The sequence below is a fragment of the Acidovorax sp. genome (genome assembly GCF_034519795.1).
In the GTDB taxonomy this organism is placed as follows: Bacteria; Pseudomonadota; Gammaproteobacteria; order Burkholderiales; family Burkholderiaceae_C; genus Acidovorax.
Genome location: NZ_JAXHOB010000001.1, coordinates 94,926 through 109,978, shown reverse-complemented (window position 1 = coordinate 109,978; position 15,053 = coordinate 94,926). Strand labels below are relative to the sequence as shown.

Annotated in this window: 12 protein-coding genes; 5 read left to right on the top strand and 7 right to left on the bottom strand. The window is 68.2% G+C overall.

Annotation, left to right across the window (positions count from 1 at the left end):
- Position 1 precedes the first annotated feature (1 nt).
- From U5N23_RS00530 to U5N23_RS00510, 5 genes are all read right to left on the bottom strand, one after another.
- Entirely contained in the window at positions 2–793 is a 792-nt protein-coding gene (locus U5N23_RS00530; protein WP_322590923.1) for a hypothetical protein, read from the bottom strand.
- 358 nt (positions 794–1,151) lie between these two features.
- Positions 1,152–3,299: a TonB-dependent siderophore receptor gene (locus tag U5N23_RS00525; protein ID WP_322590922.1), complete on the bottom strand. Its 2,148-nt coding sequence runs from the start codon at positions 3,297–3,299 to the stop codon at positions 1,152–1,154.
- Positions 3,300–3,465: 166 nt separating this feature from the next.
- On the bottom strand, positions 3,466–3,687 hold the full coding sequence (locus tag U5N23_RS00520) for a DUF350 domain-containing protein (RefSeq protein ID WP_416208555.1): 222 nt from the start codon (positions 3,685–3,687) through the stop codon (positions 3,466–3,468).
- Positions 3,688–3,707: 20 nt separating this feature from the next.
- Positions 3,708–5,198: a DUF4178 domain-containing protein gene (locus U5N23_RS00515; protein ID WP_322590921.1), complete on the bottom strand. Its 1,491-nt coding sequence runs from the start codon at positions 5,196–5,198 to the stop codon at positions 3,708–3,710.
- A gap of 102 nt (positions 5,199–5,300) precedes the next feature.
- Positions 5,301–6,350: an SPFH domain-containing protein gene (locus tag U5N23_RS00510; protein ID WP_322590920.1), complete on the bottom strand. Its 1,050-nt coding sequence runs from the start codon at positions 6,348–6,350 to the stop codon at positions 5,301–5,303.
- A 254-nt stretch (positions 6,351–6,604) separates the two neighbouring features.
- Here U5N23_RS00510 and U5N23_RS00505 point away from each other — a divergent pair, with 254 nt between their 5' ends.
- A complete protein-coding gene (locus tag U5N23_RS00505; protein ID WP_322590919.1) occupies positions 6,605–6,859 on the top strand; it encodes a DUF2061 domain-containing protein in 255 nt (84 codons plus the stop codon).
- Positions 6,860–6,943: 84 nt separating this feature from the next.
- Here the strand turns inward: U5N23_RS00505 and U5N23_RS00500 are convergent, their stop codons facing one another.
- Positions 6,944–7,498 carry an adenine phosphoribosyltransferase gene (locus U5N23_RS00500; RefSeq protein WP_322590918.1) on the bottom strand — a complete coding sequence of 185 codons (555 nt, stop codon included), beginning with the start codon at positions 7,496–7,498 and terminating at the stop codon, positions 6,944–6,946.
- 156 nt (positions 7,499–7,654) lie between these two features.
- On the opposite strand from U5N23_RS00500, the gene U5N23_RS00495 reads away from it, so the two are divergent.
- The gene (locus U5N23_RS00495; RefSeq protein ID WP_322590917.1) at positions 7,655–10,717 is read left to right on the top strand and encodes an EAL domain-containing protein; all 3,063 of its coding nucleotides are present in this window, start codon (positions 7,655–7,657) and stop codon (positions 10,715–10,717) included.
- Positions 10,718–10,726: 9 nt separating this feature from the next.
- Here the strand turns inward: U5N23_RS00495 and U5N23_RS00490 are convergent, their stop codons facing one another.
- Entirely contained in the window at positions 10,727–12,712 is a 1,986-nt protein-coding gene (locus tag U5N23_RS00490) for a cation:proton antiporter (RefSeq protein WP_322590916.1), read from the bottom strand.
- Between the two features lie 49 nt (positions 12,713–12,761).
- Here U5N23_RS00490 and U5N23_RS00485 point away from each other — a divergent pair, with 49 nt between their 5' ends.
- From U5N23_RS00485 to lptC, 3 genes are all read left to right on the top strand, one after another.
- Positions 12,762–13,763 carry a KpsF/GutQ family sugar-phosphate isomerase gene (locus U5N23_RS00485; RefSeq protein WP_322590915.1) on the top strand — a complete coding sequence of 334 codons (1,002 nt, stop codon included), beginning with the start codon at positions 12,762–12,764 and terminating at the stop codon, positions 13,761–13,763.
- Positions 13,764–13,766: 3 nt separating this feature from the next.
- Positions 13,767–14,333, top strand: a complete 567-nt coding sequence (locus U5N23_RS00480; RefSeq protein ID WP_322590914.1) for a KdsC family phosphatase — start codon at positions 13,767–13,769, stop codon at positions 14,331–14,333.
- Positions 14,334–14,394: 61 nt separating this feature from the next.
- Positions 14,395–15,021, top strand: a complete 627-nt coding sequence (gene lptC, locus U5N23_RS00475) for an LPS export ABC transporter periplasmic protein LptC (RefSeq protein ID WP_322590913.1) — start codon at positions 14,395–14,397, stop codon at positions 15,019–15,021.
- Positions 15,022–15,053: the final 32 nt, after the last annotated feature.

Genomic DNA, 15,053 nt, shown 5'->3' with positions numbered 1-15,053 from the left:
GCTATTGTGCTGCGAACGGCGAGGGCACCGGCGGCTGGTGCGGCGTTGCGGTAGCCGGCACCGCCGCCGGGCCCAGCAGGCCCCGGGGCAGGTCCTTGCCCTGGGCCGTGAGTTGCGCAGCCAGGCCCTGGGCGATGGCTTCGGCGCGCGCCTGCCCCCGGGCCACCTGATCGGGCGGCAGGCGGGCCACCTCGCGTTGCATGAAGTCGGCCATGGCGTGCGGGTGGCGCACCATGCGGGCCAGCAGGATGCGGTAGGCATGGCCTTCCGCGGGGTCGTGGACTGCATACGCAGGGGCAGGCGGGACGCTGGGGCCCGCGTCGTAGAGCCACGCCAGGGTGCTCACGGCCGGCAGGGGCTCTTCCACGAGGGCCTGCTTCGCATAGCCCAGTACCTCCTGGTACCAGGCCGCCAGTTGGGCGTCGCTCTGGGGCACGCCCGCGAAGCCTTCGGGCCCATGGCGGCCGGTGGGCCCCACGTACTGGAAGTGCAGCTGCGCGTCCACATTGCCGGCCCGCGCGTGCAGACGCAGGATCTCGGTGCGCAACGCATAGTCGCTGTCCGACAACCGCGCACACAGCGCAGTGGCCTGTGCATGCCGGGTATCGAGCTCCTTCAGCTGGGCCGCCGATGCAGTGCCCTGGGACCGGCCCTCCCACAGCAGCCTTGGCAGGTCACCGCTGTACTCGCAGTAGCTGAGTGCAACCAGCATGTCCACATCGGCGTCGATGCCCGCCACCGAGGGGCCGGGATAGTTGCGCAGCATCTCCCACACGGGACGTGCGGGGGGCATGAAGGCGGCCGACATCATGCTGAAGCGGCTTGGCGGCCGCTGGACACCCGGCGGTTTTGAAGCTGTTGAGGGTGCACTGGCGGCGCCCAGTTGGGAATCCCACGGGAAATCCGTGGCCCGGGGCGCTGCGGCGCCGGCCGCGAGGCCCTGCCTGGATGCGGTGTGGGCTTTCGGTGCACCAGGCAGTGGGTAGCTCCAGAAGGTGCAGACGGCCAGCACCACGACAGCAACAGCCCCCGCCACCCAGCCCCACCCGCCGGGGCGTCGGGGTTTGGAGCGGGGTGCAGGTGCCATCACACAGCCAGTCTGCACGGGGGCGCATTGCCCCTCTTCCATGGCAGACAAATGGCGGGTTGCGTCAAAACTGGTAGTTCACGCTGACCAGCAGGCTGCGCGGAGCACCCGGCATGGCGTTGCCGCGCCAGTATTCCCTGTCCAGCAGGTTGGAGATGGCGGCCGTGGCGGTCCACACGCCCTGGCGCCAGCCGACCAACGCATCCCAGCGCGTGTAGCCGGGCAGGATTGATGTGTTGGCGGCATTGAGCCAGCGTGCGCTGGTGTGCGTGGCGCCGATTTCCGCGTACCACGGGCCTTGCGGCGCGTAGCGCACGAAGACATTGCCGTTGCGCAGGGCGGTGTCGACCAGGTACTTGCCCACCAGGGCCGGCTGCAGCTTGTCCTCCGTCACCTTGGCGCTGGTCACGCCCACGCCGCCGCGCACGTACCACGACGAGGCCACGCGGCCCGCCGCGCTGAACTCGATGCCGCGCGAGCGCTCCTTGCCGCGCACGGCCCAGGTGAAGGGGTCGTTGGTCGCGTCGGGGCGGTAGCGGATGTTGGCGTGTTCGAGCTGGTACACCGACAGCTGGGTCGAGAGCGCGCCGTTCAGCCAGTCGCTCTTGACGCCCACCTCGACCTGGCGCGAGTGCTGAGGCTCTTCGTCGTACACGGCGGTGGGCGAGACGTCCACGCTGATCATGCCGCGCCCGCCGTAGGGCGAGTAGCTCTTGTTCCACGAGGCGTACAGGCTGTGCGCGCGCACCGGCTGCCAGACCACGCCCAGGCGCGGGCTCACCGAATCACCGTCGTAGCCACGGCCCACATTGGTCAGCAGATTGGTGCTGTTGAAGTCGAAGCGGTCATAGCGCAGGCCGGCGAGCAGCTTCCACTCGGGCGTGAGGCTGATGAGGTCCTGCAGGTACAGGGCCTGGCCCTCGGCCTTGTGCAGGTTGTGCTGGGTCGGGTTGCCCTGCGCCGGCTTGGCGCCCCAGGCGATGGGCAGCAGCGGGTCGTAGCTGAAGGTGGACGCCGGCTGGCCGATGCGCGGGTGGCGCTTTTCCTCGCTCACTTCGACACCGGCCAGCACTTCGTGCTGGATGCCGCCGGTGCGGAACTTGCCCGTGAGGTCCACGGTGTTGGACAGGGTCTCGTTGGCCGTCTGCTGCCAGGCGTAGTTCGGCCGCACCTGGCCGCGCCAGGTGCAGGCCGCCCCTGCGGAGGTCTGGCCCGCCGTGTTGCAGTAGGTGCCGGCGAAGTAGTGGTCAAAGTCCTGGCTGGCCTCGCGCTTGCTGGCCACCCAGCGCACGCTCCAGGCGCTGTTGAAGTCGTAGGACAGGTCCGAGCGCAGCACGCGCAGGCGGTCTTCCACATGGTCGCCCGGGTGGGCAAAGCCCTTGCGGATGGAGACACCGGGCGGCAGCTGGTCGTAGACCGGCCCGCGGTCGGGCACGCGCCAGATGTTGTCGTAGGTGTACTGGCCACTCCAGCGCAGGCCGGTGCGGGTGTCCACCACGATGCTGGGCGAGACCATCTCGTTCCTGTTGCGGATGCCGCTGCGGAAGCTGTCGGCCTGCTCGCGGTCGGCCGTCAGGCGCACGGCGACGTGGTGGTTGATGACCTTGTTGATGTCCAGCGTGCCGCCGTAGTTGTCCCACGAACCACCGCGCAAGGTGACGCTGCTCTTGGCATCGAAGCGGGCCTGCTTGCTCACCAGGTTGACGATGCCGCCGCCGCTGCTGCGGCCGTAGAGCACCGAGGCCGGGCCCTTCAAGATCTCGATGCGCTCCACATTGGCGGTGCTGCGCCGCACCTGGCCGGACTCGCGCACGCCGTCGCGGTAGATGTCGCCCGAGTCGGCGTTGAAGCCGCGGATCACCACGCCCTCGCCGCGCATGTCGTACTTGGTGTTCACGCCGGGCACGCCGTCGAGCATCACCGCCAGGTCGTTGATGCCGTAGCTCTTGTACTTGTTGACCTCCAAGGTGTCGATGGTCTGCGGGATGTCCCGCGGCGCCATATAGGTCTTGGTGGCCGTGGTCACGCCCTCGGGGCGCACATCGTCGGCGTCGTACTGCGAGCCCGTGACCTGCACGGCAGGCAGTGCGGCATCGGCCTGGCCCCAGGCCTGCGGCGCCGTGCCCAGTAGGGCCAGCAGGCTGGCTGCTGCGGTGGCGGTCCAATGAAAACGGGCAGCCTTGTTGCTGCCCGCAGGGTGCTTGTGTGCCATGGGTACTCCAGATATTCGAACGTGCAGCCCCCTCCGGCCGCTACCGCTCACACGAAGTACACATTTTAATACAAACGATAATTATTCTTATTCAATTTTTTACACACCAAGGGACAAACGCGAGCAGGGCCCGTGAAAGCCCGTTGGAATCCGCCACCCCCTGCCCTCAATGGATGGCGGCAGCGACGATGATGCTGATGCCCAGGCACATGGCGGCCACCACCATGCCCAGCGCCCGGTTCTGCTTCTCGACGATCTCGCGCCACAGGTCGTACGGTGTGATCTTGTCGACGATGACAAAGCACAGCCAGAAGATCAGGACGCCGATCAGCGCGTACAGGATGGACCCGAGGAACGCCGCGGGCTTGAGCCATTCGATTCCCATCATGGTGGAAGCTCCTTGATAAATTACTTGTGCCCGCCGCCGCTGGAATAGCCGCCGAACGAGCCGCCCGAACTGCGGTAGCCGCTGCCGGATGACCCGGAACAGTTGCTCAGCAGGATCAGCAGGATGATGATGACGATCGCGATGATGATGATGGTGCCGCAGCCCAGGCCCGATTTGGCCACGAAGGGCCCCGGGTCGTCGCGCTGCAGCACATCCTTCTGGTCTTCGAGCTTGAAGGCCTTGGCCACGGTGTCGCTGGCCAGCTTGTCGCCCGAGGACCAGGTCAACTCATTGGGTGTCTGCTCCATCGACAGCAGGCCCTTGGCGCTGGCGAAGTCGCGGTTCGATGTTTTCTGGCCGCGCGTGACCTGCCAGTAGAACTCGCCGAGCACGTAGGTGGTTTCGGCCTCGTAGCTGTACTTGAGCTGGTAGGTGGTGCCCATGTAGCTCGCGCTGCGGCCGCTGGCGGCCATCTGCGGGGCGCCGGTGGTCGGGCGCACCATGCTCCAGCCGTCTTCGGCGTCCACCAGGAAGGCGAAGCCGCGCTTCTGGTTGTACAGCAGGTACTCGCTCCAGCCGAAGTGCTCGTCGTCGCCCGGCTCTACGCCCATGCGGTGCTGAAAGCCCACCACCTGCCAGTGCACGCCCTGCAGCTGGCCCTTGCTGCCCAGCGGGATGATGGGACGCACGGGCTCGTCCTGCTCGGTCGATTGCAGCTCACCGCCCACGCCGCTGTCCAGCGAAATGATGCTCGCGCACGATCCGCAGGTGATGCTCTTGGTGGTCGACAGCTGCACCTGCACCGGCGCACCGCAGTGCGGGCAGTTGAACTGGCGGCCCTTCTCGTCCTTGGCCGATTCGTCCTTGAGGCCGGTGAGCTTGAGGTCTTCGAGCAGCACAGCGCGGCCGCGCTCCAGGTGCGGCGGCGTGTGGCCGTAGTCGATGCTGAGCACCTCGCCATCGGCGCTGCGCAGCTCGACCATGTCGAAGGGCTGGCCCAGCGGCGGCAGCTTGGGCAGTTCGCCCTGGGCCGAGATCAGCGAGGCGCTGCCGCTGAAGGCGACGGAGTACGACTTGCCGCCAATGGCGGTGGTGGCGCCGATGCGAAAGCGGGCGGCCTCGGGCAGCTCGCGCCCGGCCTCCATGGGCCGCGTGAACACATAGGCGCCGTTGTCCTCGCCCAGGCTGGCCAGGGTGCCGTCCTGCAGGAAGGCGGCCCATTCCGTCCAGACGCCGGCCTCGGTCTTGTACTGCAGCCGGCCGATCAGGGTGAAGGGGATGTCCTTGCCATCGAGTTCGATGCGCCCGCTGGCCATGAGCTGCAACGGGCTGTGGTCGTCGAACAGCTCGGCCATCTTGCCCACGCGCTGCAGCACGTCGCCGCTGCGCACCACGGTGCTCTGGCAGTAGCCGCAGACGGCGTGGGTGGACTGCGCGCTGCGGAATTCAACCGGCGCGCCGCAGCCCGGGCAGGGCGCACGGTAGGAACGCTGTGTAGGGTCAGTGGCCATTCGGGCGGTGCCAATGGCGGCCGGGTGCGGCAGTGCAGGGGCCCGTCAGCCCGCTGCCGCCCGCACCCCAGGCGCCGGTAGCAAAGGTAGGTTGCGCCGGCCTCAGATCAGCTTCTTGAGCAGTTCGGACTTCTTGGCGTCGAACTCTTCCTGCGTGAGGATGCCCTTGGACTTGAGTTCGCCCAGCTTCTCGATCGTGGCCATCACGTCCTCGGGCTTGACGCCGGAGGACACGGCCGCCGCCGCTGCGGCAGCCGGTGCCGCATTGCCGCCACCCTGCAGGCCTTGCTGCAGGTTCTGCGCCATCACCTGGCCCAGCGCCACGCCGGCCCCCAGGCCCATGGCATCGCCCGCGATGCCGCTGCCGCCGCCACTGTTCTCGGCGAACTTGGGGATGGCCTGCGCGGTCTGGTACTGCATGAACTTGGCCATGTCGTTGCCGACCATGCCCATGCCGATCTTCTGGTCGAGGATCTTCTGCAGCTCTTCGGGCAGCGAGACGTTCTGCACCGTGAGGTTCTCGATCAGGAGGCCGAGCTTGGCGAAGATCGGCGCGAGCTCCTTGGTCAGCGCATCGGCGAACATGACCTGGTTGGCCGCCAGGTCCAGGAAGGGCAGGCCGCTGCCGGCAATGGCGTTGCTGATGTTCTGCAGCACCAGGCCGCGCAGTTGGCCTTCGAGGTCGCCCACGGGATAGGACTCGCGCGTGCCCGAGATCTCGGTGTGGAACAGCTTCGGGTCGGCAATGCGGAAGGCGTAGTTGCCGAAGGCGCGCAGGCGCACCGCGCCGAAGTCCTTGTCGCGGATGGTGATCGGCTGGGGCGTGCCCCACTTCTGGTCGATCTGCTGGCGCGTGCTGAAGAAGTAGACATCGCTCTTGAAGGGCGACTCGAAGAGCTTGTCCCAGTTCTTCAGGTAGGTCAGCACCGGCAGCGTCTGCGTGGTGAGCTTGTAGGTGCCGGGGCCGAAGACGTCGGCCACCTTGCCTTCATTGACGAAGACCGCCATCTGCGACTCGCGCACCACCAGCGTGCCGCCGTTCTGGATTTCCATGCCGCTCATGGGGAAGCGCCAGGCCAGCGTGCCGTCGCCGTCCTCGGTCCACTGGAGGACGTCGATGAACTGTTTCTTGATGAAGTCCATGAGGGCCATGTCTGCTCCCTAGTGCGTTGCCGCAGTTGAAAAGATGTCCATCATAGCAACGGGGTTGGCGCCGCCAAGGGCATTTTGTGTCCCCACTGCGTGACGGAATTAACGCGGAAGGCCGCAGACTTTCGCGGCCCCGCGCTTGATAGTTTCAATGACGCACTTAGCTGCGTTCAATTGGCAATTGCTATTGAGAATGCCTACCATTTCTCCATGCCTGCCCCGCCCTTGCGCAGGCGCTGAACGAAAAGGAATCCACGATGGCCCGCATTCGCCAACTCGCCCGCCAGAACCAGACCATGCTCAAGAAGACCGGCAGCTACTACCTGATCCACATCAGCGTGGCGGCCATGGTGGCCTATGCGGTCACGGGCAACCTCTGGGCCTCGCTCACGCTGAGCCTGCTCGAACCCACAGTGCAGGCCGTGGCCTTCTTCTTCCATGAGAAGGCCTGGGACCGTGCGGCACGCCGCCGCGCGGCCAATGCCACAGATGCCGTCCCTGCAGCAGCCTGACGGCCATGCGCAGGCACTTTGCCCAATGGCTGCAGCAGGCCCTCGCGGCCTATGCGAACGCGCAGTGACCGCCGCCGCGGCGGCTCAATGCCCCGCGAAATCGACCAGGGTGTACAACGGCAGGCCTGAGTCCTTGAGGCGCTGCGACCCACCCAACTCGGGCAGGTCGACGATGGCGGCGCCCTCGGTCACCGTGGCGCCCAGCTTTTCCAGCAGGCGCCGGCCGGCCATCATGGTGCCGCCGGTGGCGATGAGGTCGTCGATCAGCAGCACCCGGTCGCCGGGTTTGACGGCGTCGGTGTGCAGCTCCACCGTGGCGCTGCCGTATTCGAGTTCGTAGGTCTCCTCCACCGTGGTGAAGGGCAGCTTGCCCTTCTTGCGGATCGGCACGAAGCCCACGTTGAGCTCGTAGGCCACCACGGCGCCCAGGATGAAGCCGCGCGCATCGAGCCCGGCCACCACGTCGGGGCGCAGGGCCTTGTCCATGTAACGGTGCACGAAGGCATCGATCAGCACGCGAAAGACCTTGGGGTCCTGCAGCAGCGGCGTGATGTCGCGGAACTGCACGCCGGGTGCCGGCCAGTCGGGGACGGTGCGGATGTGCTGGCGCAGGTACTGGTTGACGCTGAGGGGCTGCATGGGGTGGGAGGCGGATGGCACAAAGGCTGCGAGTGTAAACACCCGCCCCATGGCGAACCCCGTCCGCAAGCTGTAAATGCTGACCCATAATGGGCCATCGTTACACCTGCGCCATGCAGGCTGACCTCCTCGCCTTGAAATTAAGCCAGATCGGCCATGCCCATCTCCGTCCTGTTGATCGAAGACGACCGGGAGCACGCACGGGCGTTGGTCGAGGCCTTGGTAGACCCCTGGCTGGGCTGGCGGGTCGAGGTGGCGCCCTCGCTGGCGCAGGCGCAGGCGTGGCTGCAGAACCACACCCCTGACATCCTGCTGGTCTGCCAGCATTTCGAAGACGGCTCGGCCTACGACGTGCTCGAACGCATGGGCCGCATACCGGCCTTGATCATCGTCGACGCCGGTGCCGACGCGCAGGCGGCGCACGCCATGCGCCATGGCTTTGCCGACTTCACCATCCGCGACCCCGACTGCAACTACCTGCTGGCACTGCCCGCGCAGATCGAGGCCGTGCTCGAACGCAGCAGCAGCGTGCGCGCCCGGCGCGCCGCCGAGGCCATGCTGGCGCGCCAGCACCGGCTGCTGCAGGCGATTTCGCGCGCACAGGCGGTGTTCATTGCCAGCTCGGCGCCGCGCGCCGCCTTCGATGCGCTGCTGCACGAGCTCATGGAGCTGACCGGGAGCCGGTTCGGGCTGGTCGGGCAGGTGCAGCGCACGGCCGAGGGCAAGCCCTTTCTGCGCATGCATTCCATGACCGATGTGGCGTGGGACGAGGCCACGCGCGCGCGCTACACCCGGGACGCGGAGGAGGGCCGGGTCTTCGATGACCTCGATTCCCTGCCCGGCCAGGCGATGCAGACCGAAAAGCCGGTGATCATCCACAACGCGCAAGGCGACCCCCGCAGCGCCGGCATGCCGCCTGGGCATGCGCCCGTGGTGTCCTACCTGGGCCTGCCTATCCTGGCCTCGGGCGAGCTGGTCGCGGTGGTGGGGCTGGCCAACCGGCCCGAGGGCTACACGGCGGCCGACGTGCAGTTTTTGCAGCCGCTGCTGAGCACCGTGGGCCAGCTGGAGCTGGCGCGCCGCGCCGAACTGGCACGCCGGCAGGTGGAGGAAGAGCTGGCGCGCACCAGCGACCTGTTGGCCGAAAAGACCCGTGCGCTGCAGAGCACGCTGGCCAGTGTGTCGCAGGGCATCACCAAGGTCGATGGCGAGGGCCGCATCCGCGTCTACAACCAGCGCTACCTGGAACTCCTGGACCTGCCCGAGGAACTGCTCGCGGGCGAGCCCCGGGTGGAGGAGGTGGTGCGCTTCCAGACCGAGCGCGGGGATTTCGGCACCGGTTTCCAGCTGATCGAATCCAAGGCCCGGGACTATGTGGGCGCCGAGTACGCAGCGCATGGCGGCAAGCTGACCATGCCGGACAGCTACGTCCGGCGCACGGTCACGGGCCGCTTCATCGAGGTGCGCACGCGCCCACTGGAGGACGGGGGACGCGTGCGCACCTTCACCGACGTGACCGACTACCTGGGCGCACTGGAGGCCCTGCGCGAGAGCGAGGCGCGCTGGCGCAGCCTCACCCAGCTGTCCTCCGACTGGTATTGGGAGCAGGATGCCGAGTTCCGCTTCGTGCGCATCGAGGGCAGCCCGCAGAACAAGATGGACCTGCCCGACGATCAGCTGTTCGGCCTCACGCGCTGGGAGCTGCCCAACACCCAGGCGGACGAGGGCCAGTGGCGCGCGCACCGCGAGCAGCTCGCGCAGCGCCAGGTGTTCCGCAATTTCGAGATCCAGCGCATGTCGGCGCAAGGGGAGCCGCTGTGGGTCTCCATCAGTGGCGAGCCGATCTTCAACGCCGAGGGCGAATTCACCGGCTACCGCGGCCTGGCGCGCGACATCACGGAGCGCAAGCGCGCCGAGGCCGAGATCCAGCGCCTGGCCTTCTACGACGAACTGACCCGGCTGCCCAACCGGCGCCTGCTGCTGGACCGCCTGGAGCGCGTGGCGACGGCCTGCGAGCGCGATGGCCAGCATGGCGCGCTGCTGTTCCTGGACCTGGACAACTTCAAGGGCATCAACGACACCATGGGCCACGAGTGGGGCGACCGCCTGCTGGTGCAGGTGGGCATGCGCCTGCGTGACAGCGTGCGCGCCACCGACACCGTGGCGCGCCTGGGAGGCGACGAATTCGTCGTGGTGCTGCAGGGCCTGAGCAGCGAGGAGACCGGCGCCGCCGTGGAGTCGGAGGCCGTGGCCCAGAAGGTGCTGCAGGCCCTCAACGAGCCCTACGACATGGATGGCAGCGAGCTGCACAGCACGCCCAGCATCGGCATCGCGCTGTTCCGCGACCGGCAGCAGCCCGTCAACGAGCTGCTCAAGCGGGCCGACCTGGCGATGTACCAGGCCAAAGCCCAGGGGCGCAACACGCTGTGCTTCTTCGACCCCGCCATGCAGGCGGCAGCCACGGCACGCTCGGCGCTGGAGGGCGACATCCGCCAGGGCATCCAGCGCAACGAGTTCCTGCTGCACTACCAGCCCGTGGTCAACGCCACCGGCCAGACCCTGGGCGCCGAAGCGCTGGTGCGCTGGCAGCACCCGCAGCGCGGCATGGTGCCGCCCGGGCAGTTCATTCCGCTGGCCGAGCAGACCGGCCTGATCCTGCCCCTGGGCCAGCGCGTGCTGCACTTGGCCTGCGAGCAGCTGGCGCGCTGGAACCGGGAGCCCGCCACGCAGGCCTGGACGGTGGCCGTGAACGTGAGCGCGCAGGAGTTCCGCCACACCGAATTCGTGCCCCAGGTGCTGCAGGCGCTGTACACCACGGGCGCCGACCCCGGGCGGCTCAAGCTGGAGCTGACCGAAAGCCTGCTGCTCACGGATGTGGAAGAGAGCATCGTGAAGATGCAGGTGCTGCGCAACCTGGGGGTGGGCTTTTCGCTCGACGACTTCGGCACCGGCTACTCCTCGCTCGCCTACCTCAAGCGCCTGCCGCTGGACCAGCTCAAGATCGACCAGAGCTTCGTGCGCGACGTGCTCACCGACCCCAACGACGCGGCCATCGCCTGCACCATCGTCGCGCTGGCCCACAGCCTGGGCCTGGACGTGGTGGCCGAAGGCGTGGAGACCGAAGGCCAGCACGACTTCCTGCTGCGCAACGGCTGCCAGCAGTTCCAGGGCTACCTGTTCGGGCGCCCGGGCCCGGCGCAGGCATTGCAGCCCGGCTGATCCGGCCGGTCAGCCGTTGAGCAGCTTGGCTTCGGCAAGGCTCAGCGCCGCAGGGTGGCCCGACAGCACCAGCGTGTCGCCTTCCGCCAGCGCTGCGCCGTCGACCGCTGCACTCACATGGCCGTTGGAGCGGCGCAGGTTGACCACGCGCACGCCCATGGCCGGCAGGGCCAGCTCGCCCAGCGCCTGGCCCAGGGTCTTGGCGCCCGAGGGCAGGGTAACGGTGGCCAGGCGCTCCTGGTCGCGCTCGTTGACGGTGTCGTCGTCGGCCCCGTGGAAGTAGCCGCGCAGCAGGTTGTAGCGCGCATCGCGCTGATCCTGCACCAGGCGCAGCACGCGGCGCATGGGCACGCCGACCAGGGCCAGCGCGTGGCTGGCCAGCATCAGCGAGCCCTCGATGGCCTCGGGCACGACCTCGGTGGCGCCGGCCTCCTGCAGCTTGTCCAGGTGCAGGTCGTCCTGGGTGCGCACCACCACCGGCACCTGCGGTGCATGGGAGCGGGTGTTGGCCAGCACCTTGAGCGCAGCAGGCACGTCGATGTAGGTCACGGCCACGGCACTGGCACGCACCAGGCCGGCGGCCATGAGGGCCTGCAGGCGCGTGGCATCGCCGTAGACCACCGAGTCGCCGGCCGCAGCGGCCTGGCGCACGCGGTCCGGGTCCAGGTCGAGCGCCATGTAGGGAATGCCCTCCTGCTCCAGCATGCGTGCCAGGTTCTGGCCGCAGCGCCCGTAGCCGCAAATGATCACGTGCTTGCTCGAATTGATGGATTTGCGCGCAATGGTCGTCATCTGCAGCGACTGCTGCAGCCAGTCGCTGGCCACCAGCTTCATCACGATGCGGTTGCTGTACATGATGAGGAAGGGCGTGGCCAGCATGGACAGCACCATGGCGGCCAGGATGGGGTTCATGAGCGCGGGCTGCACCAGCCCGTTGTTCTGGGTGAGTGTCAGCAGCACGAAGCCGAACTCGCCGGCCTGCGCCAGGTACAGCCCCGTGCGCATCGAAACGCCGGTGGTGGCCCCCATGGCCCGCGCCAGCACCAGGATGACCGCGAGCTTGAGCGACAGCGGCACCACCACCAGCGTCAGCACCAGGCCCCAGCGGTCCACCAGGATGTGCCAGTCCAGCATCATGCCGATGGTGATGAAGAACAGCCCGAGCAGTACGTCATGGAAGGGGCGGATGTCAGTGCCCACCTGGTGGCTGTACTCGGTCTCGGAGACCAGCACGCCGGCAATGAAGGCCCCGAGCGCCAGGCTCAGGCCCGCCAGCTCGGTCAGCCAGGCCAGGCCCAGGGTGATCAAGAGCAGGTTGAGCATGAACAGCTCCTCGCTCTTGCGGCGCGCCACCAGGGTCAGCCACCAGCGCATCACGCGCTGGCCGCCGGTGAGCAGCAGGCCCACCAGCACGGTGGCCTTGATCAAGGCCCAGCCCAGCGACCCCAGCAATTGGTCGGGCGTGGAGCCCAGCGCCGGAATCAGCACCAACAGCGGCACCACCGCCAGATCCTGGAACAGCAGGATGCCCATGACATTGCGGCCATGCTCGCTTTCGAGCTCGGCGCGCTCGGACATGAGCTTGACCACGATGGCCGTGCTGCTCATGACCATCACGCCCGACAGGGCCAGCGCCGTCTGCCAGCCCATGTCCCACACCCCGCCCAGCACCCGCGAAAGGATGAGCGATCCGCCGGTGACCAGGGTCATGGTCACCACCACCTGCATCAGCCCCAGGCCGAACACCTGGCGGCGCATGGCGCGCAGCTTGGGCAGGCTGAACTCCAGCCCGATGGCGAACATCAGGAACACCACGCCGAATTCGCCCAGGTGGCGCACCCCCTCGGAGTTCTGCGCCAGCGCCAGTGCATGGGGACCGATCAGCACGCCGGCAGCAAGGTAGCCCAGCATGGGCGGCAACTTCAGGCTGCGGCAGACCACCACGCCCAGCACTGCGGCCAGAAGGTAGAGCAGGGTGAGGGCGAGTGAGGACATAGGTTGATGCTATCCGAGCCCAGGCAGGCCGGTCGATAGAATCTCGCGCATGACCGCCGCTTCCCCCGTGCTCCCCCCCTTCGATGCCGAACAGGCCCTGCGCCTGGCCCGCGAGACCTTCGACATCGAAGCCGCCGCCCTGAACGCCCTGGCCGCCCGCGTGGATGCACGCTTTGCCCAGGCCGTGCAGATGGCGCTGTCCATCCGCGGCCGTGTGGTCGTGATGGGCATGGGCAAGAGCGGCCATGTCGGCCGCAAGATCGCCGCCACCCTGGCCTCCACCGGTACCCCGGCCTTTTTCGTGCACCCGGGCGAGGCCAGCCATGGCGACCTGGGCATGGTGACCGAGAACGACATGGTGCTGGCCATCTCCAACAGCGGCGAGAGCGGCGAGCTCACGGCCATCCTGCCGGTGCTCAAGCGCCTGGGGGTTCCGCTCCTGGCCCTGACCGGTGGCCTGGACTCCACCCTGGCGCGCCATGCCGACCTGGTGCTCGACTGCAGCGTGGACCGCGAGGCCTGCCCGCTGAACCTGGCCCCCACCGCGAGCACCACGGCCCAGCTGGCCATGGGCGACGCGCTGGCCGTGGCGCTGCTCGATGCTCGGGGCTTTCGGCCCGAAGATTTCGCGCGCTCGCACCCCGGTGGTGCCCTGGGCCGCAAGCTGCTGACCCATGTGAGCGACGTCATGCGCTCGGGCGCCGATGTGCCGCGCGTGGTGCCCGAGGCCTCGTTCAGCGAGCTGATGCGCGAGATGAGCGCCAAGGGCCTGGGCGCCTCGGCCATCGTCGACCCGGCCGGCCAGATCCTGGGCATCTTCACCGACGGCGACCTGCGCCGGCGCATCGAGGCCGGTGCCGACCTGCGCACCGCCAGCGCTGCCGAGGTCATGCACCCTTCGCCACGGCGCATTGCCCCCGATGCCCTGGCCGTGGACGCCGCCGAACTCATGGAGGCCCACAGCATCACCAGCGTGCTGGTCGTGGACGCCACCGGTGCGCTCGTCGGCGTGGTGCACATCGGCGACCTGATGCGCGCCAAGGTGATCTGAGCCATGGCCAACCCCCTTTCCATGCAACAGCCGGCCCTGAACTTCGCACCCGAGCTGTTGCTGTGCGCCCAGGGCGTGCGCGTGGCCTTCTTCGACGTGGACGGCGTGCTCACCGACGGCAGCCTGCTGTTCACCGACGCGGGTGAAACCATCAAGCGCTTCAACACGCTGGACGGCCACGGTCTCAAGCTGCTGCAGAAGGCGGGCATCACCCCGGCCGTGATCACCGGGCGCGACTCGGCCCCGCTGCGCGTGCGCCTCAAAGCCCTGGGGGTGGAGCATGCGGTCTTCGGCACCGAGGACAAGCGCCCCGCGGCCGAGGGCATCCTGGCCGGCCTGGGCCTGTCCTGGGCGCAGGCGGCCGCCATGGGCGACGACTGGCCCGACCTGCCGGTGATGCGCCGCAGCGCCTTCGCCTGCGCACCGGCCAATGCCCAGATCGAGGTGCGCCAGAACGCGCACTACGTGACCGCCGCCCGCGGCGGCGATGGCGCTGCCCGAGAACTGTGCGACCTGCTGCTGGTGGCCACCGGCCACTATGCGCGCCTGCTGGCAGACTACACCGCATGAACACCGCCCCGCTTTTCTTCTTGCCCGCTGCAGCCACCGGGCTGCGCGCCGGAGGCCGCCCATGAGCCGGCGCCAGATGCTGCGCCAGAGCTGGGAGCGCATCACCTTGTACCTGCCGGTGCTGATCATGGGCCTGCTGGCCCTGGGCACCTGGTGGCTGGTGCGCAATGCGCCCATGCCCCTGGCCCCCACCACCGAGAAGGTCCGCAGCAACCAGCCCGACTATGCGATGAAGGCGTTTTCGGTCAAGAGCTTCGATGCCAAGGGCCGGCTGCAAAGCGAGGTGCAGGGCGACCTGGCGCGCCATTTCCCGGACACGGACACGCTGGAGATCGACCGCGCGCGCATGCGCTCGGTGGCACTGGACGGGCGCCTGACCCTGGCCACGGCCAACCGGGCGCTGAGCAATGCCGACGGCAGCGAAGTGCAGCTCTTCGGCAACGCCATCGTCACGCGCGAGCCGCTGCCGGCCCGCCCCGGCGTAGCCGCCCAGCCACGCATGGAGTTCCGCAGCGAGTTCCTGCATGCCTACACCCAGACCGAGCGCGTGCGCTCGGACCAGCCGGTGGTCCTGACCCGGGGCAACGACCGCTTCACGGCCGACGGCATGGACTACGACCACCTCGACCAGGTGCTGCAGCTGCGCGGCCGGGTCAAGGGCGTGCTCATGCCCGGCACCGCCAGGTAACAGAGCCATCAGCGCCGGCCGGCGCGTTCCAA

Excerpts from the sequence above, each read along its gene's own strand:
- U5N23_RS00530 (WP_322590923.1), bottom strand. The coding sequence starts at position 793 with ATGCCCCCCGCACGTCCCGTGTGGGAGATGCTGCGCAACTATCCCGGC.
- U5N23_RS00525 (WP_322590922.1), bottom strand. The coding sequence starts at position 3,299 with ATGGCACACAAGCACCCTGCGGGCAGCAACAAGGCTGCCCGTTTTCAT.
- U5N23_RS00520 (WP_416208555.1), bottom strand. The coding sequence starts at position 3,687 with ATGATGGGAATCGAATGGCTCAAGCCCGCGGCGTTCCTCGGGTCCATC.
- U5N23_RS00515 (WP_322590921.1), bottom strand. The coding sequence starts at position 5,198 with ATGGCCACTGACCCTACACAGCGTTCCTACCGTGCGCCCTGCCCGGGC.
- U5N23_RS00510 (WP_322590920.1), bottom strand. The coding sequence starts at position 6,350 with ATGGCCCTCATGGACTTCATCAAGAAACAGTTCATCGACGTCCTCCAG.
- U5N23_RS00505 (WP_322590919.1), top strand. The coding sequence starts at position 6,605 with ATGGCCCGCATTCGCCAACTCGCCCGCCAGAACCAGACCATGCTCAAG.
- U5N23_RS00500 (WP_322590918.1), bottom strand. The coding sequence starts at position 7,498 with ATGCAGCCCCTCAGCGTCAACCAGTACCTGCGCCAGCACATCCGCACC.
- U5N23_RS00495 (WP_322590917.1), top strand. The coding sequence starts at position 7,655 with ATGCCCATCTCCGTCCTGTTGATCGAAGACGACCGGGAGCACGCACGG.
- U5N23_RS00490 (WP_322590916.1), bottom strand. The coding sequence starts at position 12,712 with ATGTCCTCACTCGCCCTCACCCTGCTCTACCTTCTGGCCGCAGTGCTG.
- U5N23_RS00485 (WP_322590915.1), top strand. The coding sequence starts at position 12,762 with ATGACCGCCGCTTCCCCCGTGCTCCCCCCCTTCGATGCCGAACAGGCC.
- U5N23_RS00480 (WP_322590914.1), top strand. The coding sequence starts at position 13,767 with ATGGCCAACCCCCTTTCCATGCAACAGCCGGCCCTGAACTTCGCACCC.
- lptC (WP_322590913.1), top strand. The coding sequence starts at position 14,395 with ATGAGCCGGCGCCAGATGCTGCGCCAGAGCTGGGAGCGCATCACCTTG.